This is a genomic window from Limosilactobacillus panis (genome assembly GCF_019797825.1).
Classification (GTDB): Bacteria; Bacillota; Bacilli; order Lactobacillales; family Lactobacillaceae; genus Limosilactobacillus; species Limosilactobacillus panis_A.
Map to the genome: position 1 here is coordinate 959,180 of NZ_CP081855.1, position 24,906 is coordinate 984,085.

At 45.5% G+C, this 24,906-nt stretch carries 27 protein-coding genes; all 27 read left to right on the forward strand.

Annotated features, from left to right (window positions below):
- The first annotated feature begins 8 nt into the window (after positions 1 to 8).
- Positions 9 to 2,180, forward strand: a complete 2,172-nt coding sequence (locus KZE55_RS04655; protein WP_261313307.1) for a phage tail protein — start codon at positions 9 to 11, stop codon at positions 2,178 to 2,180.
- Positions 2,173 to 3,789, forward strand: a complete 1,617-nt coding sequence (locus KZE55_RS04660; RefSeq protein ID WP_261313308.1) for an NlpC/P60 family protein — start codon at positions 2,173 to 2,175, stop codon at positions 3,787 to 3,789. Before KZE55_RS04655 ends, KZE55_RS04660 begins: the two co-directional genes overlap by 8 nt.
- Complete coding sequence (locus KZE55_RS04665; RefSeq protein ID WP_222259657.1) at positions 3,707 to 6,175, forward strand: gp58-like family protein; 2,469 nt, start codon at positions 3,707 to 3,709, stop codon at positions 6,173 to 6,175. The genes KZE55_RS04660 and KZE55_RS04665 overlap by 83 nt, the downstream gene beginning before the upstream one ends.
- On the forward strand, positions 6,175 to 6,348 hold the full coding sequence (locus KZE55_RS04670; RefSeq protein WP_222259659.1) for a hypothetical protein: 174 nt from the start codon (positions 6,175 to 6,177) through the stop codon (positions 6,346 to 6,348). Before KZE55_RS04665 ends, KZE55_RS04670 begins: the two co-directional genes overlap by 1 nt.
- Positions 6,348 to 6,647, forward strand: a complete 300-nt coding sequence (locus KZE55_RS04675) for a hypothetical protein (protein WP_222259661.1) — start codon at positions 6,348 to 6,350, stop codon at positions 6,645 to 6,647. The genes KZE55_RS04670 and KZE55_RS04675 overlap by 1 nt, the downstream gene beginning before the upstream one ends.
- Positions 6,648 to 6,663: 16 nt before the next feature.
- A complete protein-coding gene (locus tag KZE55_RS04680) occupies positions 6,664 to 7,134 on the forward strand; it encodes an alpha-amylase (protein WP_261313309.1) in 471 nt (156 codons plus the stop codon).
- An 11-nt stretch (positions 7,135 to 7,145) separates the two neighbouring features.
- Positions 7,146 to 7,331, forward strand: a complete 186-nt coding sequence (locus KZE55_RS04685; RefSeq protein ID WP_222259663.1) for a hypothetical protein — start codon at positions 7,146 to 7,148, stop codon at positions 7,329 to 7,331.
- A gap of 16 nt (positions 7,332 to 7,347) precedes the next feature.
- On the forward strand, positions 7,348 to 7,836 hold the full coding sequence (locus KZE55_RS04690) for a hypothetical protein (RefSeq protein WP_222259665.1): 489 nt from the start codon (positions 7,348 to 7,350) through the stop codon (positions 7,834 to 7,836).
- Positions 7,837 to 7,891: 55 nt separating this feature from the next.
- Positions 7,892 to 8,167, forward strand: a complete 276-nt coding sequence (locus KZE55_RS04695) for a hypothetical protein (RefSeq protein WP_222259667.1) — start codon at positions 7,892 to 7,894, stop codon at positions 8,165 to 8,167.
- On the forward strand, positions 8,157 to 8,552 hold the full coding sequence (locus tag KZE55_RS04700; RefSeq protein WP_222259669.1) for a phage holin, LLH family: 396 nt from the start codon (positions 8,157 to 8,159) through the stop codon (positions 8,550 to 8,552). Before KZE55_RS04695 ends, KZE55_RS04700 begins: the two co-directional genes overlap by 11 nt.
- Entirely contained in the window at positions 8,545 to 9,990 is a 1,446-nt protein-coding gene (locus KZE55_RS04705) for a GH25 family lysozyme (RefSeq protein WP_222259671.1), read from the forward strand. Before KZE55_RS04700 ends, KZE55_RS04705 begins: the two co-directional genes overlap by 8 nt.
- A 12-nt stretch (positions 9,991 to 10,002) precedes the next feature.
- The gene (locus tag KZE55_RS04710; protein ID WP_222259673.1) at positions 10,003 to 10,998 is read left to right on the forward strand and encodes a collagen-like protein; all 996 of its coding nucleotides are present in this window, start codon (positions 10,003 to 10,005) and stop codon (positions 10,996 to 10,998) included.
- 75 nt (positions 10,999 to 11,073) lie between these two features.
- Complete coding sequence (locus KZE55_RS04715) at positions 11,074 to 11,742, forward strand: IS607 family transposase (RefSeq protein WP_222259675.1); 669 nt, start codon at positions 11,074 to 11,076, stop codon at positions 11,740 to 11,742.
- Positions 11,684 to 12,835: an RNA-guided endonuclease InsQ/TnpB family protein gene (locus KZE55_RS04720; protein WP_222259677.1), complete on the forward strand. Its 1,152-nt coding sequence runs from the start codon at positions 11,684 to 11,686 to the stop codon at positions 12,833 to 12,835. Before KZE55_RS04715 ends, KZE55_RS04720 begins: the two co-directional genes overlap by 59 nt.
- Positions 12,836 to 13,035: 200 nt before the next feature.
- Positions 13,036 to 13,611, forward strand: coding sequence for a hypothetical protein (locus KZE55_RS04725; protein ID WP_222259679.1), 576 nt, complete (start codon positions 13,036 to 13,038; stop codon positions 13,609 to 13,611).
- Between the two features lie 250 nt (positions 13,612 to 13,861).
- Positions 13,862 to 14,107 carry a hypothetical protein gene (locus tag KZE55_RS04730; protein ID WP_222259681.1) on the forward strand — a complete coding sequence of 82 codons (246 nt, stop codon included), beginning with the start codon at positions 13,862 to 13,864 and terminating at the stop codon, positions 14,105 to 14,107.
- 45 nt (positions 14,108 to 14,152) lie between these two features.
- Entirely contained in the window at positions 14,153 to 14,347 is a 195-nt protein-coding gene (locus tag KZE55_RS04735) for a hypothetical protein (protein ID WP_222259683.1), read from the forward strand.
- Complete coding sequence (locus tag KZE55_RS04740; RefSeq protein ID WP_222259685.1) at positions 14,337 to 14,765, forward strand: hypothetical protein; 429 nt, start codon at positions 14,337 to 14,339, stop codon at positions 14,763 to 14,765. The genes KZE55_RS04735 and KZE55_RS04740 overlap by 11 nt, the downstream gene beginning before the upstream one ends.
- Before the next feature lie 371 nt (positions 14,766 to 15,136).
- Positions 15,137 to 17,821 carry a serine hydrolase gene (locus tag KZE55_RS04745; RefSeq protein ID WP_222259687.1) on the forward strand — a complete coding sequence of 895 codons (2,685 nt, stop codon included), beginning with the start codon at positions 15,137 to 15,139 and terminating at the stop codon, positions 17,819 to 17,821.
- Positions 17,822 to 17,943: 122 nt separating this feature from the next.
- On the forward strand, positions 17,944 to 18,417 hold the full coding sequence (rimP, locus tag KZE55_RS04750) for a ribosome maturation factor RimP (protein ID WP_056962166.1): 474 nt from the start codon (positions 17,944 to 17,946) through the stop codon (positions 18,415 to 18,417).
- A gap of 17 nt (positions 18,418 to 18,434) precedes the next feature.
- Positions 18,435 to 19,628 carry a transcription termination factor NusA gene (gene nusA / locus KZE55_RS04755; protein ID WP_222259689.1) on the forward strand — a complete coding sequence of 398 codons (1,194 nt, stop codon included), beginning with the start codon at positions 18,435 to 18,437 and terminating at the stop codon, positions 19,626 to 19,628.
- Positions 19,629 to 19,649: 21 nt separating this feature from the next.
- A complete protein-coding gene (rnpM, locus tag KZE55_RS04760; protein WP_222259691.1) occupies positions 19,650 to 19,952 on the forward strand; it encodes an RNase P modulator RnpM in 303 nt (100 codons plus the stop codon).
- Entirely contained in the window at positions 19,942 to 20,253 is a 312-nt protein-coding gene (locus tag KZE55_RS04765) for a L7Ae/L30e/S12e/Gadd45 family ribosomal protein (RefSeq protein ID WP_047769143.1), read from the forward strand. Before rnpM ends, KZE55_RS04765 begins: the two co-directional genes overlap by 11 nt.
- Positions 20,254 to 20,265: 12 nt before the next feature.
- Positions 20,266 to 22,569 (forward strand): translation initiation factor IF-2, encoded by a 2,304-nt coding sequence (infB, locus tag KZE55_RS04770; RefSeq protein WP_222259693.1) that lies wholly within the window; start codon positions 20,266 to 20,268, stop codon positions 22,567 to 22,569.
- 13 nt (positions 22,570 to 22,582) lie between these two features.
- Entirely contained in the window at positions 22,583 to 22,942 is a 360-nt protein-coding gene (gene rbfA, locus KZE55_RS04775; RefSeq protein WP_222259695.1) for a 30S ribosome-binding factor RbfA, read from the forward strand.
- A gap of 68 nt (positions 22,943 to 23,010) precedes the next feature.
- Entirely contained in the window at positions 23,011 to 23,916 is a 906-nt protein-coding gene (truB, locus tag KZE55_RS04780) for a tRNA pseudouridine(55) synthase TruB (protein WP_047769149.1), read from the forward strand.
- Positions 23,917 to 23,927: 11 nt separating this feature from the next.
- Positions 23,928 to 24,899 carry a riboflavin biosynthesis protein RibF gene (gene ribF, locus KZE55_RS04785; protein WP_222259697.1) on the forward strand — a complete coding sequence of 324 codons (972 nt, stop codon included), beginning with the start codon at positions 23,928 to 23,930 and terminating at the stop codon, positions 24,897 to 24,899.
- The last annotated feature ends 7 nt before the right edge of the window (positions 24,900 to 24,906 follow it).

The window sequence follows — 24,906 nt, forward strand, 5'->3', positions numbered from 1 at the left end:
GTGTGATTATGATTTCACCACTAGAAGCTTTAGAAAATTATCGCTATACCTATTTTGGATTTCAGTCACACCCGACCGCTAAAGAACCGTGGCAAGCTACTCCGATGATGGCTGTATCTGATAACTTGGTGCAATGGACAGAAGTAACTGGCTTTGATAAACTCGAAGGTCTCCGTGACGGTTACGTCAAGAAGATCGGCGACTACTATTACATTATTGGGACTGGTGGTTTTTACAAGACTAACGACTTTATTAGTTTTACTCCCATCGATAACTTGAAAAAGGGTGACTTCAAAGACTTGTGGGCACCGGAAATCTTCCAAGATAATGATGGTAATTACCACATTATTTATAGTGCTGGCGATTCAAGTACTGGCGAAATGAACATTTATTTAGCCAATTTTGACCCTAAAGAAGACAAAATAACTGTACAGAACCAGCCAGTTAGCTTTTATGTTGATGATATTGATAATTCGTGGCGCATTGACCCGGACATCACGGTAATCCATGGGATTTATTACCTGACACTGGCTGGAAACTATGTTTTCAGTTCAAACGACTATATCGGGCCTTACCAGAAATTTCCAGTAAACTTCGCACCGACTCCGCAAAAATTTGGGCCTCATGATAGCCTGATTGATGGTTGGGTCGAAGGGCCGAATATGTTTGTAGACGGTAACTCCGTAAGGCTGTTTGCTGATCAAACTGATGGAAATGGCTTGGTTTTCCGTACTGCTACAGTTGATGACATGTTCGATTGGACCGGGATTGAAAAGACACATTGTTCCTTCAAGATGAGACATGGTTCTATCATCGTTAATGACACCATTACGGCAGAAGTCCCTACTGAAGTTGATAAAGCGCCGAAAATTGATAAGAAGATGACCATTCAAGGGCTACACGCTAAACAGGCAGTAGCCCTTACTTGTTACATGCGGAATTCTTTTCAGTGGCAATACGAAGATAATCAGACCAATCAGATTCAATTTGTTGCTTATGACGATGGTTCACCGTCTTTTGCTTATATTGCTAATGAGTCAACGATTACTTTCAATAATGACTTGTTCATTATTAAGAATGTGGAAGAGGATGACAACGGCGCTAATCTGTATACTGTTACCGCCATTCAGTATGTCAACTCCGAAATCGGGCGGGTCCGTCAACGAAACGTCCGAACCGGTACATTGACGTACACGGTTGATGCAGTGCTGGATTATTTCTTAAATGATAAGATTGCTAACCCCTTCGGCTTTACTTACCACGTTTTTGGCGATTTTGATAGTCAGCAGATTGAAAACTTAGGCGCCTGCTCTGGCAAGGATATGATCAGTAAAATCATCGAAACTTGGCCAGGCACAATCATCTTTCCAAAGGGTAAGACGATTAATGTCTACGCCCGTGACGCCTTCAAGAAGAACTACGGGCGTCGAATCGTTTACAAGTATCACTCATCTGATATGAAGCTAACTGAGGACTCGACTAACATCGTTAACCAAGTCTTAGCCATCGGTGCTACTAAGGAAAACAACGACAATGACACTGATAATCAGAATGGTGGTAGTAGTAATACGAACAATGGTACTAATGCTAACAGCAATGGCACTCCTGCTAATAATCCACAGCCGGCTCAACCGACCGTAACACCTGGTGCCAGCTTGGATAGTGCTGAAGCGTTTGGCAAGTCACCAATTAATTCTGACTTTGGGGTCAACAAAGATGCTATGCTAAAAGACTTTGCAGCCCGTGATCATCGTGTTCATGCTTGGGGCGTTGATGTAAATCGTCTTTATGACACCGTTAAAGCACAAGGTATTAGTCCTGAATGGTTCTTTGCTTATGACTTAACAGAGCAGGATCCAATGAGTTGGTCGTGGCTAAATCACTTTGGCAATCGGCTTCCTGATCCTTATCAAGATGCCATTCGTGTATGTAATTGGATTAAACAATGGGCTTATAGTGACGGCTTTACTCCTGCTAGTGGGTTTGGCGCATATGCAAGCCCACAAATGACGGCTCAATGGAATCAAGAATTCGGTAAAGGAACAATTGGTCGGCTCTATCTACAAGGCACGGCTGCAGCAGTCATGGAAATTGCTAATGAAAATCCTGGGCGCTATGGTCGGCCGTTAGCATTGTGTGTCAGCATGATTAAAGGATGGGGAGGTCATAGCCATGGCTAATTTAGGATGGGGATGGCCATTCCCAAACATTCCGGCTAATGGCCAGCCGAGCGTTTTTATAAATGGCCAGCAGTATGGTCATACTGGTTGGTTCGGTCGTGGGGGCGGTGACTTCCATGATGGCTTCGATTTTGACGCTTCACGGTATAACGGTAACTGCTTAGCCGTCCACCCTGGTACAGTGCATAAAATTGGCGCTGACTTAGGTTGGTGGTACGTCTGGGTTCAATCGCCTGATGGCTATAACGAAGTTTACCAAGAAGGTTTTACCCGGCGTAGTGATATCTATGTCGGTGAAGGCCAGCAGGTCGATGTCGGTACACCAATTGGGCGAGTCACCGGTACACATACCCACCTGGGAATTAGTAACAAACCTATTCCCGTCGCCTACTATCATGGTTACCAGGACGACGGAACCTGGTTGAATCCAGTCGATGTTATAAAAAATGGTATTGCTAGTGGAGGTACACCGGCACCACAACCGCAACCTCAGCCACAGCAAACTAAGACGGTAACTGAGGATCACAGTGCCGAGTTCCAAGCTGACGCAAAGAAATACTTAGGTGTTCCTTATGTCTGGGGTGGCCACAACAAGGCTAACCCTTGGGCTGGTATGGATTGCTCGGGGTATGTTTCTCAGGTCTACCACGATTATGGAATCGAAATCCCAGCATATACGATTGCTATGGAAAAATACTTTCACGAAATTCCATACTCGGAGGTTACTACCGGCGACGTGGCCTTCTTCGGCCCCCATGGTGCTACTTACCATATCGAACTAATGCTAGACCATAATACGGCTATCTATGAGCCACAACCCGGTCAAAGTTGTATGATGCAACTGATTGCTCAACATCCAGCTACATGGTATGCGCGAAATGACGACATGCACAACAAGATTTATCCGGTCAAGACGGTCACGGTGAACGACGATGATACATCGACTAGTAACGATGATTCGTCATCTTCAGACAAGGAATCCTACTACTTCCAACCGTTCATCGTGCAGGATAATCACTCAATCGACTTGTGGGGGTTGCACCCGGGTGAAGATATCCAAGACGATCGTTTTAAAGACCCGCAATCAATGGAAGAATATGTCCGTACTCAATTGGTACCGGACCCAGTTATAAGTATCGAAGTAATCACTGATACAAACTTGGCTCCGGTCCCTGGTGAAGAAGTTTATTTAACCATCCCTGGCAAGGATAGTTTAATAGAACAATCAGATTCGACAACGCAAGCTGCTTATAATACGACGGTCACCGTTGTGGGATTTACGTACTACCCGTTTGACCCCAGCCAGGGAACGGATATCACTTATGACAATCTCCAGGCGTCAATCTTGCATAGCCAACTGCAAGCTTCCAGTTTGAAACGAATGGAGCAGCTGGCTAACGCAATGCTTGACCGTATGCCACAGGTCTTTTACACAAAGAAGGATCCAACAACGGAGCGGCACGTAAAGCCTGGTGCAATCTGGGCTAACCCATATACGACCAGTGAATTGAAAGAAGGTGACAAAGATGGCGGACAGTACGACTCCGGAACAACCAACGACTCCGGAACAACCAACGACACCAGCTCAACCAATCCTTCAACCGCATAGTAATACGGCTATCCCACACGCTATTGCCGACTATGATACTAACCTGGTTCAGCTCAATGTTTGGACTGGTACTAAGTGGGTCAACATCTTTGATGGTAACGACTTCAAAAACATGAGTATCGATCAGCACCGGGTAGCTAAGGTGGTTGATGACCAAGTTGTGCAAATTGATGACGCAGTAAAGCGTGCCGATGATGCGGTCGAACAAGCTGGTAAGGCGGTCGACAGCTCGAACGTCAACAAGGCGGCCATTGATGCGGCTAACTCGGCCATTGCCGAAGCTAAGACCGCCGCTGAATCAGCAATAGCCGCTACCGTTAAAAACGCGACGGCGATTGACCAAAATAAGAGTGCTATTAGTCTTAAGGCCGACCAGACAACGGTTGATACACTAAATAAGACCGTTACCGACAATTCGGCAGCGGTCAGTGTCCTCAATGATGAGATTAAGCTCAAGGTTGATAGCACGACGGTCAATAACATCTTGGATAGCAAGGGCTTTGCGACTACCAACACGGTGCAGTCACTGGTCGATCAGAAAGCTAGTCAGATCAGCCAGACCATCGCTGATGTAAAGACTACTGTTGATGGAAATGGCAAGGAAATCAGCAGTACAAACGACAAGATTTCAAATCTGACCCAAGCAATTGACGGTATTCAAACTACCGTTAAGGACAAGGCAGATCAAAGCCAAATTACTCAGCTAAGCAACGCCTTACAGGTTAAGTTGTCTGGTTCAATCATCGCCCAAGCGGCTGACGTTACCTTGACTTACACCGGTAAGGAAAACGAATATCCAACAGCCGCTCCTTTGGTTGGCATGAACGACGTTGGTAAAGGCTCAACGCTGATACTGTCATTTGACTATGTTGCCAGTGCTGATACTAAGCTTACTCCTCAATTAGACGGTGACCCTTGGATACCTTGGGGAGACATCGTTAACGCCACTCCTGCAGCTAAAGGTAAGAAGGGCAGCTATAGTATGACGATAACTGTCAATGATGATTCCTGGCAGAAGGGTAACGCCAAGAACCTATGTATTCGTTGTGACGGTTTCAAAGGCACGATTGAGATTACCAACTTGGTTCTTAAGTATGCTGACACGACCCTTAATGACGTCCAGAGTAGCTTCGATATGCTCCGTGACGACATTAATCTCCGTGTCACTAAAGGTGACTTAATCAGTCAGATCAATCTTGAAGCCGGTGGTGATGGCTTGATCAGCATTCAGAATGGCAAGGGTAAGTTGATGCTTGATGCCGACTCGGTTGTCTTCGGTAACAAGGCTTTTATCCCATCTGCGGCAATTACCGATATTCAGGCGGACCAGATCACGTCAGGCACCTTAGACGCTGGTAACATTCGAGTAATTAACCTCACTGCTGATAATATCCACGGTGGTACTCTTGATGTGGGTAACATGCACGTTAAGAATTTTTCCGCCAACGATATTGAAACTGGTACATTATCGGGTGTCACGATTAAAGCCGGAGATACAACTGACTTTTTCCAGACTTCGAAAGATAACATTTACTGGCTTACCAATAATGGAGACCAAAGTGCCGTGCTTGGAAAAGGAACGTACGCTGATTTCCCTGGATTTAATATTTTTGATAGCCGTGCTATATCTCTAGGAACGTACGCTGGATCATATTTACAAAATGGAACTATCGAAGACAATGGTGGTAGCTTCGGGCACCCCCAATTTAATATTGAACTTCCTGCCGACTCAGCTTTTAATTTGCTTAGTGAACATGGCGAAAGAACGGCTCCACTTGATAACGCCCGAATTAGTGGTTGGGTTGGTCCAAACGAGTACTTTTATTTAGAACAGAATAATGGGTTCTATGTTCGGTTGAATCAAGACCTCAACACTTCACAATTCAACATTCAGAAGGACGACCACTTTGGAGCCTATTTTGGCGAAGGAAACAATGGTAATCAAATCAACCTAGTCACTGCCGGTGGTACTGGAGCAAGTGTTAACGTTGATAGCGACTTTCACGTCACCGGTTCAAAGAACTCTATCGTGAACACCAAGCAAGGCTACCTGGCGATTAATGCTTATGAAACAGCCGAGTATTACTTCGGGGATATTGGTGAAGCTAACACCGGTGAAGCCTGCCAGGTTACTATCGGGATTGACCAGATCTTTAATGAAACAGTCAATACAGATATTACTTATCAAGTATTTGTCACACCTTATTCAGACGCTCATGTCTGGGTAAAAGAGCGCTACAACAATCGCTTTGTTGTCTGCTCCAACAATCCAAATGCTGAATTTGGTTGGGAATTAAAAGCAAAGCGCAAGGGCTATGAATCCAACCGCCTACGTCGTGTAAATGTTGATGTTAACCCCCTGCAATTGAAAGGAGAAACTAAATAATGAATGAACAAGTAAACGCTAATGATGTAATTAAGTACCTTCAACAAGAACTGACTGACAAGAACCTGGAGGTCGCTATCCTCAAGGCTAGGTTGTTCGATACTAAGAAGGATGAAACCAAGCCAGAAGAAAAGCCTGCACAAGCCGATGAACATCAAGAAGGTGAAAACTAATGGAAATGTACTTGAATAAGTTCACCTACGATTACGACGAAAAGGGCACTATTACGGATGCCCAAGTCGGCCTCTATGGTAACGATTCTGACGGCCAATACGTGTCGTGCAACCTCGTAATCAAGCCGGATGAACTTGGGACTCAAGCTGATGGCAAGACTGCTAAGACTTTCAATGACGTCACGATCACCGACATTTCAACAATCGCCAAGAACAAGATGATGTCTTACCTACAGGGGACCGATAATAAGGCTAATACTACTACAACAACAGCGGCAACAGGCCAATCGCAAGCATAGGAAGGGAATGGTTTAGATGGCTAATGCAATGCCGGAATTGGATTTATGGTATGAACCCTCACCTTTTCAAAATTCACAAGCCTATGAGCAAAAAAACCACAACTGGTCTGAGTTGCAAAACTTTGGTAAATATATTGGTACTTACGTTGAAGGTATTACAGACGGCTGGGAAATTCGTTTTGCTGCCCAACTTAATCAAATTCCGCAACCTAACGAAGTTATTGATGCGCGCGTAGATATTGAGAACCATACGTTCCCGGATTTACACGCGCATTTGATTAACATTGAAAAAACACGGGTCAAGTTTGAAGAATCTGACTATGAAAGTGCTGGCTCTGGTTCGCTGGCTATCAACCTTAAGGTTCGTGACTTAGGAACGGATTCAACAGGTATGTCTTACTCACCGCAAGGAACGGTACAGGAAGACACACCACGCATGGGCTATACGGAATGTCAAATTAAAGACTTATCGATTGTGCCAGGTTAGGAGGTTAGCTTATGAGTTTTAACCCACATGTAAAGCTATTCGTCGAAGATGACGAAGGCAATAAGATGCAGGTCTACCCCGAGACTGATATTGAATCATTGATTGGCTTCGGTGATCAGAACGGTGACTTGGTAGACCGAATTGCAAAACTAGAAAAGAAAGTGGACAACCTAGATAACCTTGTCCGCTACCATTAATAAGGAGGAATAAAAAATGGATCAAGCCACAAAAGCTTATTTACGAGATAAAGATAACAACAATCTGCTAGTAGCGTCAGACTGGTCAATCATTCAGAACAAGCCAGGAAATATCGCTACTACTGACCAATTGCCAAAGCTAAGTAATTGGCAGCGCGATGGAATTACCTACGAAAACGGCGCATACGACTGGGACCACGTTAATAATGGTTATAACTGTGCATATCGTGTTGCTGATATGGGCAGTTTTAAAATCATTGAGTTGCGTTTAGATTTCGGTGTTAACCAAGATATTGTTAACGAAGTTGAGTGCATTAAGCTTCCTGATGCTATTAAGCCAGACGGTGACGAAGAAATCACTATTAGCACTGATATCCGTGGGGTCATGGTTCATTTAAAGCCTGATCTTACAGTAGGCGTTTACTGTCAGCAGTTCGGCCAGGGAGATAAATACACGGCAAATGCAATGATTTCAGTACATCACGTATACTTCACGACCCTTTAAAGAGGTGGTTCCCACGTTTACATTAGGATGGACCATACCACACTATATTTTTTCGTTGTCTTGGGACGAATGGGCTTCGGTCCTTGCTATTCTTGCGGCAATTGTTGCTATTTTAAAATGGGCAATCAGTAAGGTCGATCTAGAATTATTTGGTCCCATTCGCAACCAACTACAAAACGTAAACAATAACTTGGAAGAATTTAATCGCCGCCAATCGCGAGTAGAATCACGTCTGGAAAGTGGTGATAAAAAGTTCATTCATCACGATGAACAGTTGCAAGACCACGAACGCCGAATCTCAAATTTGGAGGAATACAATCATGAGCGTTAAAACAATCAATGACTTTTTTAGCTGGGGTATCAACTCCGGCTTTTTTGTTGCAATCGTTTGGTTTGCTTGGGCATACGTCAAGCCAATCATGCTTGAAAAGCAAAAACACGCTAAGACGGTGCAAGAACGTGAACTGTTGGCCTTGATCAACCAATTGGCCGATAACGCGGTCAACAGCTTGGTAAGCAACCACGAAGTCACGGGCTCCGACAAGTTCAAGCAGGCCACCACGATGGTTGGTGGTGCCCTTGCCGATAAAGGCTTCGACGTTAAGCGGGAAACGGTTGAGCAAGCTGTACAATCTGCATACGAAAAGAGTGATCTGACGCCTACGGTTGACCCATCACAGAAGCCTCAAACTGGGGTGGTGGTAAGCCATGACTAACTACGGCTACGTATTAGACGTGTCCGCCTTTCAGCCCGGTGCGGTGTACTACAACTTCTGGGATAAATGGAAGGCGCGTGGCGTTAGGGGCGGTATTGTTAAGCTGTCAGAAGGAACGGGCTGGACGAACGGTTATGGCGCTGGTCAGATCGCTGCTATCAAGCATGAAGGACTGATGACAAGCGGTTATCACTTCTCACGGTTCCGTGGAAACTCGTATCAAGCCGTGCAAGAAGCTAATCTGGCTATTGCTTGTGCTCACCAGATGGGACTTCCGCAGGGTGCTCCACTGGTCCTCGACTATGAAGAGCGGTTAGGCTATCGTGGAAGCAACACTCAGGCCGCCATTGCCTTCCTGAAGTGCATTAAGGCGGCTGGCTATGTGCCAGTCTTCTACTCATACTCTGGTATGGCTAACCTGTGGGACCACAACGCTATCTACAGCGCCACTGGTGCAGTTATGTGGATTGCAGCTTACCCAACAATGGGGGCTGTGACAGCTCCATATATGAGTTACTTCCCGGGTATTGATGATCATATCGGTGCCTGGCAGTTCACGGACAATTTCTACGGTGAGCATATCGACGGCTCAATTGATTTAACGGGGGTGTTTACGCACATGACGCAACAAAAGATTACGCAAGGTGGTAGCTTAGATGGCTATCACTTTGAGGGTGACAAGTTAGTAGTAAGCGGATGGTTTGCTAGCGACAAGACGCAGGGCAAGCCATTTTCTTATGTCATTTTGACGGACGACAGTGGTCATGAACTAGGACGGTCCGCCGTTACGCTGACTGATCGTCCAGACGTACCTAAGGTATACCCAGACATTCCAGGAGGTGGCAAGTCAGGCTTCAGTGCTAGTTTTGTCTACACGCCAGCGATGGTCGGCAAGAAGATCCATGTGATCTTCCGCTACACCGATGATCAAGCCGGGAACGGGAACTACGTCGACTACAACAGCTTAATCGAGTTGAACCAAAGTGCGGCCTACCTAGACAGCAAGTCAGTCACGGTCGACACTAACGACTTATTTGTGTCCGGCTGGTTCACGAGCGACTACGCACTTGGTAAGAAGAGCCAGTACCTGATCCTGTACGATGTTGATGCTAAGAAAGAACTGCAACGGATCCGGACCACACCAATCGAACGCAAGGACGTCAACGGCAAGTACGGTAACGTCTACAATTCCGGCATGTCCGGGTTCAGTGGGCGGTTCAAGTACAACGGGAGCTTGGTTGGACGTAAGCTCCAAGTTATTGCCCGCTGGTCAGACGATGCCAAGTATGGCGAAGGCCAGCACGTTGACTACTGGTTCGATCCTTTCAACGGGCCAGCAATGCCGCTGTTGGATGGCAATTCAACCATCACGATTCGGTGCCATGACTTCTCGGCTAAGCGGTTCGACGATGACACCATTGAAGTAACTATGAAGTAAGGGGGTGAAGTAATGGCAGATAGCTATATTGATAACATCGAAACTAACAACATGAATTTCAAGCACCTTGAAACGACTAAAGATATCATCATCTCACCAAAGAACGAGTATGGCGACCCCCAGCGACCTGATGCTACCCACACATGGACAGCTAAAGTGTCAGACGGTACCAACTTCGTTGGTGACTATCCAGTCAAGATCGACGGGGCCAGCCTGATTGTTGACAGTAAGGACTTCACCAAGCTTCAGATTGGCTCGTATCAACTGGAAGTGTGGGAAGAGTGGATTGACCCAGACGGCACCCAACAACGGTCCATCTATCCATCTCCACGGCAGACTATTCCCTTCACAATCTACGCCAACATTCCCGACCAGGCAGCCAAGGAAATTAAGCAAATTGGTTTCCAGGACGTTGTTGACCAAGCGGTTATGAACGTGTGGAATAACTATGTTATCAAGGTCAACATGATTGAGCCTGACCAGACTGCAACGGTTGTCCAGTCAGTAGCAGACGGTAAAAACTATGTTACCTTCAATATTCCACGAGGCACTCAAGGAATTCAGGGCCTGCAAGGCGTTAAAGGCGACCCAGGTGACCGCGGCCCTCAAGGTGAACAGGGTGTACAAGGAAATCCCGGAAAACCGTTTAGCATTGCGAAAGTGTTCCCTTCCAAGGATGCTATGACCGGAGATGGTTTAAGCGAAGGTGACTTCGTTATAATCGCCTCAAACGTGGATGACCCTAACAACGCCACGCTGTTTACTTGGGACGGTACATCATTCAAAGAGATTGCTGACTTGTCTGGTGCGCAAGGTATCCAAGGCCCTCAAGGCCCACAAGGTATTCAAGGCGTTAAAGGTGACCCTGGCGATCGTGGCCCTCAAGGAATTCAAGGCCCTAAAGGTGACAAGGGAGACAAGGGTGATGATGCTGTTATCAATGTTATCTCGCAAGCAGAGTATGATGCGTTGAGCGACAAGTCCGGTGTTTACTTTATTGAGGGGTGATTGAAAACATAGAATAAAGTAAAATTATATGTTATAATATAACCACAGAAAGAAAAAATGTAGGTGGTTATTGTTATGACGATGATGAAACCAAAAGAAATGGCTGAACGATTAGGTGTCACGGTTAGAACCTTACAGATATGGGATAAAAAGGGAATTCTAGAAGCTCATCGAACACCTACTAATCGAAGATACTATACAGAAGAACAATACTTAGAATATATCGGTCAATCAACCAGTAACGATCGTAAGAATGTTGCTTATGCTAGAGTATCAACATATGGGCAGAAAGATGATTTAAAAAATCAAATTGCTTTTATTAGACAATATGCTAATGCTAAAGGCGTTATTCTTGATGAAACAATTACTGATATTGGTAGCGGGCTTAATTATAACCGTAAAAAATGGAATCAATTACTAAAAGAAGTAATGGATAATCAAGTTGATACAATCTTTATTACTTATAAAGATAGATTCATCCGCTTTGGTTATGACTGGTTTGAAAGATTATGTAAGATGCACAATACGGAAATTGTAGTATTAAATAACATTGAAACTAGTCCTACTCAAGAAATGATTGACGATATGATAAGCATTGTACATGTATTTTCTTGTCGCTTATATGGTTTACGTAAATATAAAAGTAAATTAAAAAATGACAGGTCTTTGAAAGGTGGTGAAAATAATGATTCGAGCTCAAAAAGTAAGACTCTATCCCAACCAAACAATGAAGAAGGTTCTTGATGATTTATGCGATTATCGTAGGTACTGTTGGAATCAAGGCTTGGCACTTTGGAATGATATGTACGATGCTTCTTTGATTTTAGGGGATAAAAAGTTACGTCCAAATGATCGCAAGGTTCGTAATGAATTAGTAGCTAATAAAGCGGACTGGCAGTATCAATTATCATCTCGTTGTTTAAAATTAGCAATCTCTGATCTAGGTAAAGCTTGGAAGAATTTCTTTAACAAGGTTCAACCAGATTGGGGCAAGCCCAAGTTCAAATCAAAGAAAGCTTCAAGACAAGGTTTTAAAACTGACCGAGCTAAGATTATTAATGGCAAGTTGCGCTTAGATAAACCTCTTGGTATTAAGAAATGGTACGATATTCGGTTTAAAGGTGCTAAATCTTTGAATGGTGAATTAAAAGTTGTTTCAGTTTACCGTGAAAATGATAAATACTGGGCTAGTCTACCTTTTGAAGTTGAAATAACTAAAAAAGATAAAACTGGTAATAAAACTGCAGTAGATATTAATGTAGGTCATTTTAACTATACCGAAGGTAAAGTTAATACACTACCTAATCATTTGAAAAAGCTGTATAAACGTATTAAACATTATCAACGTCAGTTAGCTAGAAAACGTGCGGTTAATGGAAATAAAGCTACTAAAACAAATAATTATGTTAAAACGAGAGCCAAGTTACAACGTGATTATCGTAAAGTAGCTAATATTCAACATAATATTATCCATAAATTTACAACTAAATTAGTTAGTGCTTATGACAAAATCGTAATCGAAGATTTAGATGTAAAGAAAATGCAGATGACACACGTAGCTTCTAAAGGCTTACAAAGATCATTATTTGGTTACTTTAGACAAGTATTGACCTATAAAGCTGGCTGGTATGATAAAGAAGTAGTCTTAGCTGATAAATACTATCCAAGCACACAAAGATGTTCGCAATGTGGTCATGTTAAAACAGGCGATGATAAGATTACTTTAAGTGGTAATCAAAAACACCACACTAAGCATAATGAATATATTTGCTATAAGTGCGGTGCGATTATGGATCGTGACGAAAATGCAGTCAATAATCTTTTGGATTTAATATGATAAAATAACATTGGGGTGGGCTACACCCTTAAGCTATCTGAGCTAGTCAATGTCATTACCCTCTTGTTAGGATATGGGAACACTAGCGTTGACGGTAGTAAATAAAATTTAGGAAAGGAAAAGCTATATTTCTTTCTAAGAATATAGAAAATTATAATACGTTTTCTGTATTCTTCTACATTTTATATAGCAGTGATTAAATGCCAACGATTAATGGTAGAGCGTGTGTTGTTAATGGCACGCCAGTAGACAAGGTTTTCAGCAATGGCAGGCAAGTATATGGCAGAAACCTGCTACAAGGGACAGGTACGGCAAGTGGTGATGTTACTGCTGGTAGTGGCACTCAGATCAAAGGTGCTTTTAACGGTTATGATGCGGTTAAAACTAATTGTGCTTGGAATGGCTACTATATCAATTTGCAGTCAGCTCTAGGCAGAACGAATGCTAAAGCTGGTGATTGGTACACGATTTCCATTTATGTAAAAGCGGATAAACAAATTGATACTAGTAGCCTTGATGTATACAGGGCAATAGGTACAGATTGGGGTTCAAAGTTATACAGTATTTTGATGGCAACTAAGCCTATCACTACACAATGGCAACAATATTCTTGGAGTTTTCAGATTGACGACAATAGCCTCAAAAATCAGTATACTCGAGTTGAATATAACAGTGATACTGGCGACAACTGGATATATTGGGCTGGATGGAAGCTGGAAAAAGGTAGTGTAGCTACACCTTGGACACCGGCGCCAGAAGACGTAGGGGTCAAATAATAAAAAAGAATGGAGGCGAAATCCTCCTTCAAATTAACGTGACCCGGGTAGTGTGGAAAGCTACGCCGGGTCTTTTTGTGTTATACTGGCTGTGTCCCCTTAGGGGCTTAATTACCTTACGACCCACTTCGGTGGGTCTTTTTTTATTGAATTGAAGTATATTATTTTATATAAAAGCATTGCATTTTATACTGAATGTGTTATTATATAGTTGTCAAAGGGATAAGGAATAAAAAAGGAGATAATTAAAATGACATACACAATCTATGAAGGAACTAAGGCGACTATTAATGGCGGTCAATTTGCGTTTGACTGCGAACCAGATGACATTGACACTGCTTACGATGCACTTGCCGAAAATGTTCACCTTAACAACCAAGATGAAGATAGCCAAGATTTAATTGACTTTCAAAATGCCGCTGACGATGATGTTGAAACCATGCTGAGCGACATGCAAAAGATGGGCTTCATCGACAGCTGGGAAGCAGAGAATTAAATAAAAATAGCCCCTCAACGGGGCTTTTATTATAGGGGTGAGACTATGAACGACTTTGAGAAAGCGAAAGCATATATCATAGATAAAAATAACAGCTTGCCGGAAGCCAGTAAGAAACTAGGCATCCCTTTACCAACGCTGAAGGCCTATCGTTCTGAGCCAGAAAAATTACGGACAGCGGCTTGGAACCGGGTCAATGAAATTGCTAGGCAGTATGAGGTAAGTCATCATGCCGATTAGAAACCAGAACCTAGTCGGTAGGCACTTTGGGCACCTCACGGTACTAAGAAAATCTACTGAAAGAGGAAAGCATGGCGAGTATAAGTGGGTGTGCCGATGTGACTGTGGGCGCCTGACCACCGTTTCGGCTGGTCAGCTCAACAGCGGTGAAACCACCAGCTGTGGCCATGTAAAAGCACGTAACCTTGAAAGTGGTGGGCAACACCACCAGAGCCTACTGGGAGATAAACCACCAGTCTCAAACAAGACTGGGTACCGCAACATATCCATGACAAAGCGAAATGGCCGCTGGCGTTATCGTGTTGCTATTCAGTATGACCATAAGCAGCATTCGCAACTGACAGATACTCTGGAAGAGGCACTTGCCGCTCGTGAGAAACTACGAGCAAAGTGGTGGCCTAATTATAAGAAAAAATAGGGGCAAAAAATGGGGCACAAAAGGGGCAAAACTCTTTAAAAACAGCAAAAATTGTCGATATTCACTCAGAAATAGAACGTGTATTATCCTTAGTGACAGCGCGAAAGCCCCGTGCTTTCAAGGACTATGAAAACATGATGAGCCTTCATGACGGAAAATCACGTTATCGACAAGTTACCGGATAAGAACCAGCTTAGTCTGTTTTGATTGCAGCGTTTTTTCAGAATTAAAAATGAAATGCGGGTAGGATGACCATTGCCTACCCGCATTTTTTGTTTTGCCGAGAAAGCGCTACCAAACATTAAAAAATATCATATAATGAAGGAGAATTCATGTAATTACATGATTTGTGAGATTAGGGAGGACTTATTTTGAAAAATAGTTTTAGTTATGCACAGCGAGGAGTTGCTGGCTGTTTAATAATGGCGAGCTGTTCCTTCTTTTTGTTAATGAATCAGGCCCAAATAAAGGCCGATTCGGCCACCCCCACGACGGCGACTGCTCAAGCACAGACGGTTAACGCCAGTGCAAGTGCAACTGGTCAGCAGTTGGCTTTCGACAGCAATGGGAACCCCAGCTACAATGCCACCGACCAGGGCAATTATGCCTGTTTGGACCAGGCCCAGTTTAATGATGATGGTCAGCTGAGTATCAGTGGTTGGCACGCTACCAACCGTGCGCAGGGGCGACCTTACCATTACATCATTGCCTATGACCGGACCAACAGCCGTGAACTTAGCCGGGTCAACGTCACTAGCCAGCCAATAGAACGTGATGACGTGGCCACGGTCCACAATGTTTATGGGGCAAAAGAATCTGGCTTTCGGACTAGATTCAACCTCGGCACGGCAGCGGCAACCACTGGTGAGGTTCAAATCATCAGTCGTTATACCGATGACCAGAATGGTAACGGCAATGCAGCCGACTACTGGTTTGCACCCGTCACGGTGAATAGGGGTAATTATGCCCACCTTGACCAGGTCACTGTTGATGGTAATAAGCTACAGCTAGCAGGCTGGCACGCTACCAATCTGGCAGCCGATAAACCGTACCATTACCTGATCATGGTCGACCGGACAAACAAAAATCGGGAAGTCAGCCGTGTAATAGTTGGCCATGCAGTTAAGCGCCCTGACGTTGTCATAGCCTATCCATACGTGGAAGGGGCCGGTAAATCTGGCTTCAGTACCAACTTTTCCTTGCGAGGAGTCAACCTCAGTCACCAGCTTCAGGTGATCAGTCGGTACTCAAGTGACAAGGATGGGAATAGTGACTACGTTGACTTCTGGTTCAGCCCAACCACAAAGGGCGACGAAGCCAACCAGGGATGCCTCGACTCTTATAATCTTAGTAGTGGGGAAACAATGACCGTTAGTGGTTGGCACGCCAATGACCTGGCCCAACTTGAGTCCCACCACTTCATTATTCTGTTTGACCAGACAGCAAATCGACAAGTCAGTCAAACAGTGCCCCAGCAGGTTGAGGGCCCGGATGTTACTAAAGCATTTCCTGAAATCAATCAGGCGCACCACGCTGGTTTTACCGCGACGTTTGACCTGAGCTCGACCCGACTCGCAGCAGGTCACGTCTACCGAATCGTTAGTCGCTATTCCACCAGTAACACTGGGAACGGGGACCAGGGACAGTTTGTTGACTACTGGTACGCACCAATTAAGTTAGACCAACAAGGTGGTGCTTGCTTGGACACCGTTCAAATGACTAGTGATGGCCTCAAAGTTGCCGGGTGGATGGCTAGTGACCAGTCGCTCGACCGGCCCTATGCCTACTTAATTGTGTTGAATAATGGTCAAGAAATTGGTCGAACCCGCCTTAACCTACAAGAACGGGGCGATGTTACTAAGAAGTACGGCCAAGTATATAACAGCCAAAACAGTGGCTTCTCAACTCTACTAAAGCTTGCCCCACGAAACGTTACCGGGCGACTCGGTGTTATCCTCCGCTTTAGCGGCAAACCAGACGGTAACCGCGACTATGTTGACCTGTTAAGTCAGTCGTTTGCCTCTAATGATGGTTACTTTGACAACATCAACGTTAGCCCCAATAGTATTTACGTTAGTGGGTGGCACGCCAGTAACCAGTCGGCAGATAAACCCTACCAGTGGCTGATCTTTGTTAATCAGGATGGGCATGAACTATACCGTCAGCAAGTATTGGATATCAATAACCCGCGGCCAGACCTGGCACAAAACCGTTCCTTCATCTTAGGGGCTGGTCGTGCGGGATTCAGGTTGGCCTTTGCTATTCCACAAGCACTCCAGCACCATGTCGTTAGGGTTATCCACCGCTTAACTAATGATTCCCAGGGTAATGGTAACTACGTCGACTGGTGGTCGGGCCCCGTCGATATTAATGCCTACCAGCAGCGACTAATTAGCCGGTGGCAGCAAGTGGCTAACCGTTTTGCCAACCCGGTAAGTATCGCAATTCAAGTTGCCCAAACCGGTGAGGTCGTCACTTTTACCAACTTACCAGGACAAAACTTTGTGGCGGCAAGTACGGTCAAGGTTGGGATCCTTGCAAAACTGCTTCACAACCAGGGAGGTAACTTGTCGGCCGAACAACAAGGAGTAGCATCCTGGATGATTCGCTTCAGTGACAATGATTGTGCGACTGAGTTATATAACGAGATTGGTGCCGAGAATGGTCTCAACCAGCTATTTCAAGAATTAGGGATGAATTCCTCCCACTGTAATGGCCACTGGGCATTTACGACAACTACTGCTGCTGACCAGCTCCGTCTTCTTCATGAAATTTTTCTTAACCCTGGCTCTACTTACCTGAATCAACAGTCCCGACAGTATCTTCAAAGTCTAATGGGGCAGGTTACCCCTAGCCAAGCGTGGGGGATTTCGGTTGGCAGTTCCCGCTTTTACATTAAAGATGGCTGGAACACCAGCAGTGGTTGGAACGTTAGCAGCATAGGCGCGATCCCCGGTAAATACACAATTGCCATCTATACAGTGGCCCCATCATTTGAACGGTGCCGGTCATACATTGAACAATTGGCTTTGGTAACTCGGCAAGTAATCAGTTGACTTAAGAAAAGCACGTCGCTTGTGTTTGGCCCTTAGCCATGCTACAATATCAATTGGTAAATAACTCGTGGGAGTGAGCAGCAATGCTCGCTCTTTTTATTGCAAACAATGGAGGTGACAAGATGAGTACTGTTACTGAAACCGTAAAGGACTTAGTAACCCCAATCCTTGATGAACACGACTTTTACCTATACGATATTGAATTTGTTAAGGAAGGCAAGAGTTGGTATCTCCGGGTATACATTGATAAAGATGGTGGAATCACGCTTGAGGACTGTGCAACAGTTAGTGATCAGTTAAGTGAAGCCCTGGACAACGTTGATCCCGACCCCATCCCCCAGGCCTACTTCTTGGAGGTTTCCTCCCCAGGCGCAGAGCGGCCATTAAAGGATGAGGACGACTATAAACGGGCGATAAACCAATACATCCACGTTTCTCTGTACCAGCAGATTAATGGTCAGAAAGTTTACGAGGGAACGTTGACCAAGCTATCGGATAAGGAATTAACTTTAGATTATTTAGACAAGACCCGTCACCGGCAAATTGTGATTGACCGGAGCAAGGTTGCAAAGGCCCGTTTGGCCATTAAGTTTTAATTAAAGGAGTGTTCACTGTGAGCAAGTCAAAAGTCAATGCAGAAATGATTGGCGCCCTTGACTACTTAGAAAAGGAAAAGGGAATTAAAAAGGAAGTCGTAATCGAAGCTCTTGAACAGGCCCTTGAATCGGCTTATAAGCAAAACTACGGCGAGAAGAACGTCGAGGTTGAATTTAATGCCACTACTGGTAACATCAAAGTGTATGCCGTTAAGACGATTACCGACGATGAAGATAAGGTTGCAGAAGATAGCAATGAATACATGAGTCTTGCTGCTGCCCGAAAGCTTCCCCATGGTCAAGGATATGACCTCGGTGACCAAATTCGCGAAGAGGTGACGCCCCGCAACTTCGGTCGAATTGCTGCCCAAACTGCTAAACAGGTGGTTATGCAGCGCCTTCGGGAAGAAGAACGAAAGATTATTTACGATAAGTACAAGACTTATGAAAACGAAATCATCACTGGGGAAGTTTCTCGTGAGGACAAGCGCTTCACCTATGTTGACCTCGGTGATGGGGTTGAAGGAGCAATGGGTTACCGTGATAAGATGCCAAATGAACACTACCATGTTCACGACCGGATTCAGGTTTATGTATCAAAGGTTAATGATGACCGGCGCGGTCCCCAAATTTACGTCAGTCGAACGGCTCCAGAGCTATTGAAACGGCTCTTTGAACGGGAAGTCCCTGAGATTAAAGATGGCGCCGTGTTGATTGAAAATATCGCGCGGGAGGCCGGTGACCGGGCAAAAGTCGCTGTTTACTCCAACGATGACAATGTTGACCCGGTTGGAACATGTGTTGGACCACGGGGTTCTCGGGTTCAGGCAATTGTCAACGAACTTGATGGTGAAAACATGGACATCGTGGAATATGTAAGGGATCCGGCTAAGTTCATTGCTAACGCCCTTAACCCGGCGGAAGTCCTTGACGTCATCTTCAATGACCCGGTTACGATTGAACGTGAGGATGGTGAAGAAGAACAGGAACGGTCATGCACCGTTGTTGTTCCGGACGACCAGCTTTCCTTAGCAATCGGTAAGCGGGGGCAAAATGCTCGATTGGCGGCTCGTTTGACCAAGTACAAGATTGATATTAAGTCTGCTTCTGAAATGGAAGAAATTCAGGCCCAAGAAGCAGCGGATGACAGTGAACTAACAGGTGATGATGACCAACAAGCAACTGACGGTCAAACATCTGATGAAGAATAATTGAGCAGTGGGGTGAAAATAATGAAAAAGAGAAAAGTACCAATGCGCAAAGATATCGTCACCGGAGAAATGATGCCAAAGCGCCAACTTATCCGGGTAGTCAAGAACAAGGAAAATGAGGTTTCTTTGGATCCCACCGGTAAGAAAGCCGGCCGGGGAGCCTACATTGCGGCTGATGTTGAAATTGCTAAGCGGGCTAAAAAGGAAAAGACATTTGAAAAGGCGTTTCACGTTAAGCTCGATGACGCTTTTTATGATGAACTGATCAAGTATACCGACCACTTGCAAGCTCGCCAGGAATTATTCGGGAAAAATGAAAAATAAACGCCAACAGGCACTCGGTTTGCTTGGGTTAGCGCGGCGTGCCCGTCAGTTAACCAGTGGTGAAGAAACAGTATTAAAAAATATTCAAACTAATAAGGCAAAGTTTGTGTTTTTGGCAGGGGATGCTGGTGTTGCAACGGCTAAGAAGTTTACTGACAAGTGTCGGTACTACCATATTCCGTACTCACAAGCCTTTACTAAAGACCAGCTCAGTCAGGCAACGGGCCAATCACGGACCGTTATTGGTGTGATGCAACCAGGTTTTGCAAGAAAGTTTGAGGAATTAATGACAATGGAATAGGAGAGTGAGCATATGGCCAAGAAACGAATCTATGAACTAGCTAAAGAGCTCAAAATGCCAAGTAAGAACCTTGTTAAGGTTGCTAACCAACAAGGAATGGAAATTAAAAGTCACATGTCTTCCGTAACCCCCGCTCAAGCGGCCAAATTACGGGAAGTTGTTAAAAATGAGAATGGTGGTCAAAAAAAGACCAATACCAAACCGGCCAACCGCCATAAGAACCACCAGGCAAAGGATGACCACAAAAAAGCGCCGTCCAATAAGCACCAAAATAAGCGGGACCATGAAAGCCATCCAAAGAAGGCCAACAAGCCTGCCCGGCATGAGAATGAACGGCCTCGTGAAGAACACCAAAACCGGCACAATGAAAAGCGGCATAACGAAAGCCGCCGTAACCAAAACAACGGCGGTCGTTTTGGCGGTAGCTTGAAAAATAATGAACGACATGGTAAGCGCTTCAACAAAAAAAACAAGAAGCGCAATAGGCGTAACAAGGGGAATAACCGTCTCCGTGAAGTGAACCACAAGCAACCAACTCAGCGGAAGGATAAGCCATTACCAGAAGTGCTGGAGTACACTGAGGGGATGAATGCCCAGGACCTGGGTAAGATCTTACACCGTTCTCCAGCGGAAATTATTAAGAAGCTCTTTATGCTCGGCGTAATGATCAACCAAAACCAGTCCCTTGACAAGAACACTATCGAGCTCTTGGCAACTGACTACGGGATTGACGCCAAAGAAAAGGTTGAGGTTGACGTTTCTGACATTGATAAGATGTTTGAAGACGAACAGAACAATACCAAGCACCTTGTTAAGCGGCCACCAGTAGTTACTGTCATGGGGCACGTTGACCATGGTAAGACTACCCTGCTGGATAAGTTGCGGCACTCACACGTCACTGAACATGAAGCCGGTGGGATTACCCAGGAAATTGGTGCCTACCAAGTTCACTACAACGATAACCTGATTACCTTCTTGGATACTCCAGGGCACGCTGCATTTACCGAAATGCGGGCCCGTGGTGCTAACATTACCGATATTACCGTTCTGGTGGTTGCTGCTGATGATGGGGTAATGCCGCAGACAGTGGAAGCCATTCACCACGCCCAGGCTGCCAAGACGCCAATCATTGTTGCCGTCAACAAGATTGATAAGCCGGGTGCAAACCCTGATAAGGTTACTGAAGAGCTGGCTAAATACAACCTGATTCCAGAAGACTGGGGCGGTGACACCATCTTCGTCAAGATTTCCGCTAAGTTTGGCAAGAACCTCGACGAGTTGTTGGACATGATCCTGCTCCAAGCTGAAATGATGGAATTAAAGGCTAACCCTGACCAAAACGCGGCGGGATCCGTTGTTGAAGCACGACTGGATCAAGGTAAGGGACCTGTGGCAACCGTGTTGGTTCAACAAGGGACCTTGCATGTTGGGGACCCAATCGTTGTCGGTAACACCTTCGGCCGTGTTCGGACGATGACCAACGAAAATGGTCGGCGGATTAAGACAGCTACCCCATCGACCCCTGTTGAAATTACGGGGCTTAACGAAGTCCCGGAAGCCGGGGACCGGTTCGTTGTCTTTGACGATGAAAAGACCGCTCGTGCAGCTGGTGAAGCACGGGCAAAGCGGGCTCAAGACAAGGAACGGCAAAAGACTTCGCACGTTACCCTGGACAACCTCTTTGCCACTATGAAGAAGGGGAAGATGAAGACCCTGCCATTAATTATTAAGGCCGATGTTCAGGGGTCAGTTGAAGCCCTTAGTCAAAGTCTGCAGAAGATCAAGGTTGATGGCGTCCGGGTTGACATCATTCACCAAGCAGTCGGGGCAATCAGTCAGAGTGACGTTACCTTGGCCGAAGCTTCAAACGCGGTTATCATTGGTTTCAACGTGCGGCCAACACCGGTTGCTAAGTCGCTTGCTGACTCCAGTAATATTGATATCCGTCTCCAACGGGTTATCTACAACGCCATTGAAGAAGTTGAGGATGCCATGAAGGGGATGCTTGAACCGGTATACAAGGAAGAAACGATTGGTGAAGTTGAAGTTCGTCAAATCTACAAGGCTTCCAAGGTCGGGACGATTGCCGGAGGAATGGTTACTTCTGGTAAGATTACCCGTGATTCTAAGGTCCGTTTGGTTCGTGACGGCGTGGTCGTTTACGAAGGTGAACTGGGTTCACTTAAGCGGTTCAAGGACGATGTTAAGGAAGTCAAGGCCGGCTTTGAATGTGGTTTAACGATTGCTAATTACAATGACATCAAGGAAAAGGATGTTATTGAAGCTTACCAGATGAAAGAAGTACCAGTTAAATAAAGGAGGAGGCAAAATGCCAAACAGACAATATCGCGTTGACCGGCTTGCGCAGCAGATTCAACGCGAAGTCGATGATATCCTTTTGAAGCGGGTTCGTGATCCACGTGTGCAAGGCGTTACAATCACTGGCGTTGATGTTACTGGTGATTTGCAACAGGCAACGATTTATTACAGTATCTTGTCTGACAAGGCCTCGGCGGGTGAAAAGACCCAAGAAGGCTTGGATAAGGCCACGGGTTTAATCCGCTCTGAATTAGGCGCCCGCCTAAATATCTTTAAAACACCGGAGATCAAGTTTGAACGTGACCCGTCCGTAGCTTATGGCAGTCGGATTGACCAACTGATCAATAAGCTTCATCAACAAGAAAAGTAACTGACTAAAACACGAGGAGCGGGGTAAATCTTTGACCTGCTCCTTTTTGTATACGGAGGACCAAACGAATGGACGGAATTATTCCTTTATATAAAGAACGGGGAATGACCAGCTTTGACTGTGTTAACCGCCTGCGACGAATACTGAAGACAAAAAAGATTGGTCACTCGGGGACCCTAGACCCGTCTGTTGATGGGGTCCTGCCAATTTGTATTGGTAGGGCGACGAAGGTCGTTGAGTACTTGATGCAGTCAGGGAAGGTTTACCAGGGTGAACTGTTAATCGGCAAGGCGACGACAACGGAGGATCTTGACGGTGAGGTGATTGCTGCCCAGCCGGTAACTAGGGAGATTCCCCCAGATGTTATCCGTGATCAGATGACAACGTTGACGGGGGCGGTTACCCAAATTCCACCCATGTATTCAGCGGTAAAGGTAAAGGGGAAACGCCTTTACGAATATGCACGGGCGGGGAAAAGTGTTGACCGTCCAGTTCGCCACGTGATGATTGACAAGTTTGAACTGGTAAGTGCTGATTATGATCAGGGGAAGCAGGAAGAACGGGTCCGCTTTAAGGTCGCCTGCAGTAAAGGGACCTATGTACGGACACTGGTAGTTGAGTTGGCAAAGCGGTTCGGCTATCCGGGAACAATGAGTTGGCTAACCCGGCTAAAAAGTGGTGGCTTTACCCTTGATCAGACACTAAGTCTGGGGAATATTCAAGACGCCGTAACAGCAGGGACAATTAACCATTACCTTTATCCACTTGATTACGCCCTCCGTGATTATCCGGCGGTTGAGCTTAACGCAGACCAGTGGAAAGCTGTTCAGAACGGGGGTTGGCTAAAGCCAGCTGAGCTTTCCTCATCAGCAGCAGAGCTGGTCCTCAAGTATGGTCACCAAGTTAAGGCGCTTTACCACTTTGATGCACACCACCACGCCTATCAGCCAACAAAGATGTTTTTGACGAACTAGGAGGCCCAACATTGCAGGTTATAAAAATACACCACCCAATCAACAAGCAATTAATTCCTGACGGCCCGGTAGTGCTGGCGATGGGGTTCTTCGATGGGGTCCACCGTGGCCATCAAGCGGTCATCCGGCGGGCACGGCAAATTGCTGACCAGCGGAAGTTACCCTTGGCAGTCCTAACCTATGGTCACGCACCAGGAGTTGTTTACCGGCAATATCCCGGCGGCTTTAAATACCTTTCCACTACTGACCGGAAGTTAGCCCTTTTAAAACAGCTCAGCGTTGACTTGGTGTACCTAGTTAGTTTTACCTCGAGTTTTGCCAACCAGACTCCCCAAGAATTTGTCGACCACTATCTCGTCGCTTTTCATAGCCAAGTCGTGGTGGCGGGTTTTGACCACACCTATGGTCCGGCTAAAATTGCTACTATGACGAACCTGCCTGCCTATGCGCGAGGCCGGTTCACTGTGGTAACAGTTCCTAAATTTACTGATCCGGGCACGACCAAGAAGGTTGGTTCCCGGGCAATCCGGAAGGCAATTGACCGCGGGGACGTTCAGACTGCTAACCAAGAATTAGGCTACTATTACCAGACCACGGGGTTGGTCGTCCATGGCCTTGCTCGAGGCCGGACCCTGGGCTTCCCCACAATCAATGTGGAGACACCATCACGGGAGAGGATACCAGGAATTGGTGTGTACGCGGTTAATGTTAAAATTGGTGAAAACTGGTACGGGGGGATGGCCAGTGTTGGCCATAATATTACCTTTGGTGACCACAACCAGCTGACCGTTGAGATTTACCTATTTGACTTTGACCAAATGGTTTACGGCGAAGAGGTAACGGTTCGCTGGTACCAATACCTTCGTGGTGAGCAAAAATTTGCGGATGCTACTAGTTTAGTGGCACAAATAAAGCATGATGAACAAGTGGCACGTCAGGTCGTGCAGGCACCACCAGCAATTACAAGCCAGATAATTCATTAAAAGAGTG

Coding starts and splice junctions, on each gene's coding strand:
- KZE55_RS04655 (WP_261313307.1), top strand. CDS start 9: ATGATTTCACCACTAGAAGCTTTAGAAAATTATCGCTATACCTATTTT.
- KZE55_RS04660 (WP_261313308.1), top strand. CDS start 2,173: ATGGCTAATTTAGGATGGGGATGGCCATTCCCAAACATTCCGGCTAAT.
- KZE55_RS04665 (WP_222259657.1), top strand. CDS start 3,707: ATGGCGGACAGTACGACTCCGGAACAACCAACGACTCCGGAACAACCA.
- KZE55_RS04670 (WP_222259659.1), top strand. CDS start 6,175: ATGAATGAACAAGTAAACGCTAATGATGTAATTAAGTACCTTCAACAA.
- KZE55_RS04675 (WP_222259661.1), top strand. CDS start 6,348: ATGGAAATGTACTTGAATAAGTTCACCTACGATTACGACGAAAAGGGC.
- KZE55_RS04680 (WP_261313309.1), top strand. CDS start 6,664: ATGGCTAATGCAATGCCGGAATTGGATTTATGGTATGAACCCTCACCT.
- KZE55_RS04685 (WP_222259663.1), top strand. CDS start 7,146: ATGAGTTTTAACCCACATGTAAAGCTATTCGTCGAAGATGACGAAGGC.
- KZE55_RS04690 (WP_222259665.1), top strand. CDS start 7,348: ATGGATCAAGCCACAAAAGCTTATTTACGAGATAAAGATAACAACAAT.
- KZE55_RS04700 (WP_222259669.1), top strand. CDS start 8,157: ATGAGCGTTAAAACAATCAATGACTTTTTTAGCTGGGGTATCAACTCC.
- KZE55_RS04705 (WP_222259671.1), top strand. CDS start 8,545: ATGACTAACTACGGCTACGTATTAGACGTGTCCGCCTTTCAGCCCGGT.
- KZE55_RS04710 (WP_222259673.1), top strand. CDS start 10,003: ATGGCAGATAGCTATATTGATAACATCGAAACTAACAACATGAATTTC.
- KZE55_RS04715 (WP_222259675.1), top strand. CDS start 11,074: ATGACGATGATGAAACCAAAAGAAATGGCTGAACGATTAGGTGTCACG.
- KZE55_RS04720 (WP_222259677.1), top strand. CDS start 11,684: ATGATTCGAGCTCAAAAAGTAAGACTCTATCCCAACCAAACAATGAAG.
- KZE55_RS04725 (WP_222259679.1), top strand. CDS start 13,036: ATGCCAACGATTAATGGTAGAGCGTGTGTTGTTAATGGCACGCCAGTA.
- KZE55_RS04730 (WP_222259681.1), top strand. CDS start 13,862: ATGACATACACAATCTATGAAGGAACTAAGGCGACTATTAATGGCGGT.
- KZE55_RS04735 (WP_222259683.1), top strand. CDS start 14,153: ATGAACGACTTTGAGAAAGCGAAAGCATATATCATAGATAAAAATAAC.
- KZE55_RS04740 (WP_222259685.1), top strand. CDS start 14,337: ATGCCGATTAGAAACCAGAACCTAGTCGGTAGGCACTTTGGGCACCTC.
- rimP (WP_056962166.1), top strand. CDS start 17,944: ATGAGTACTGTTACTGAAACCGTAAAGGACTTAGTAACCCCAATCCTT.
- rnpM (WP_222259691.1), top strand. CDS start 19,650: ATGAAAAAGAGAAAAGTACCAATGCGCAAAGATATCGTCACCGGAGAA.
- KZE55_RS04765 (WP_047769143.1), top strand. CDS start 19,942: ATGAAAAATAAACGCCAACAGGCACTCGGTTTGCTTGGGTTAGCGCGG.
- infB (WP_222259693.1), top strand. CDS start 20,266: ATGGCCAAGAAACGAATCTATGAACTAGCTAAAGAGCTCAAAATGCCA.
- rbfA (WP_222259695.1), top strand. CDS start 22,583: ATGCCAAACAGACAATATCGCGTTGACCGGCTTGCGCAGCAGATTCAA.
- truB (WP_047769149.1), top strand. CDS start 23,011: ATGGACGGAATTATTCCTTTATATAAAGAACGGGGAATGACCAGCTTT.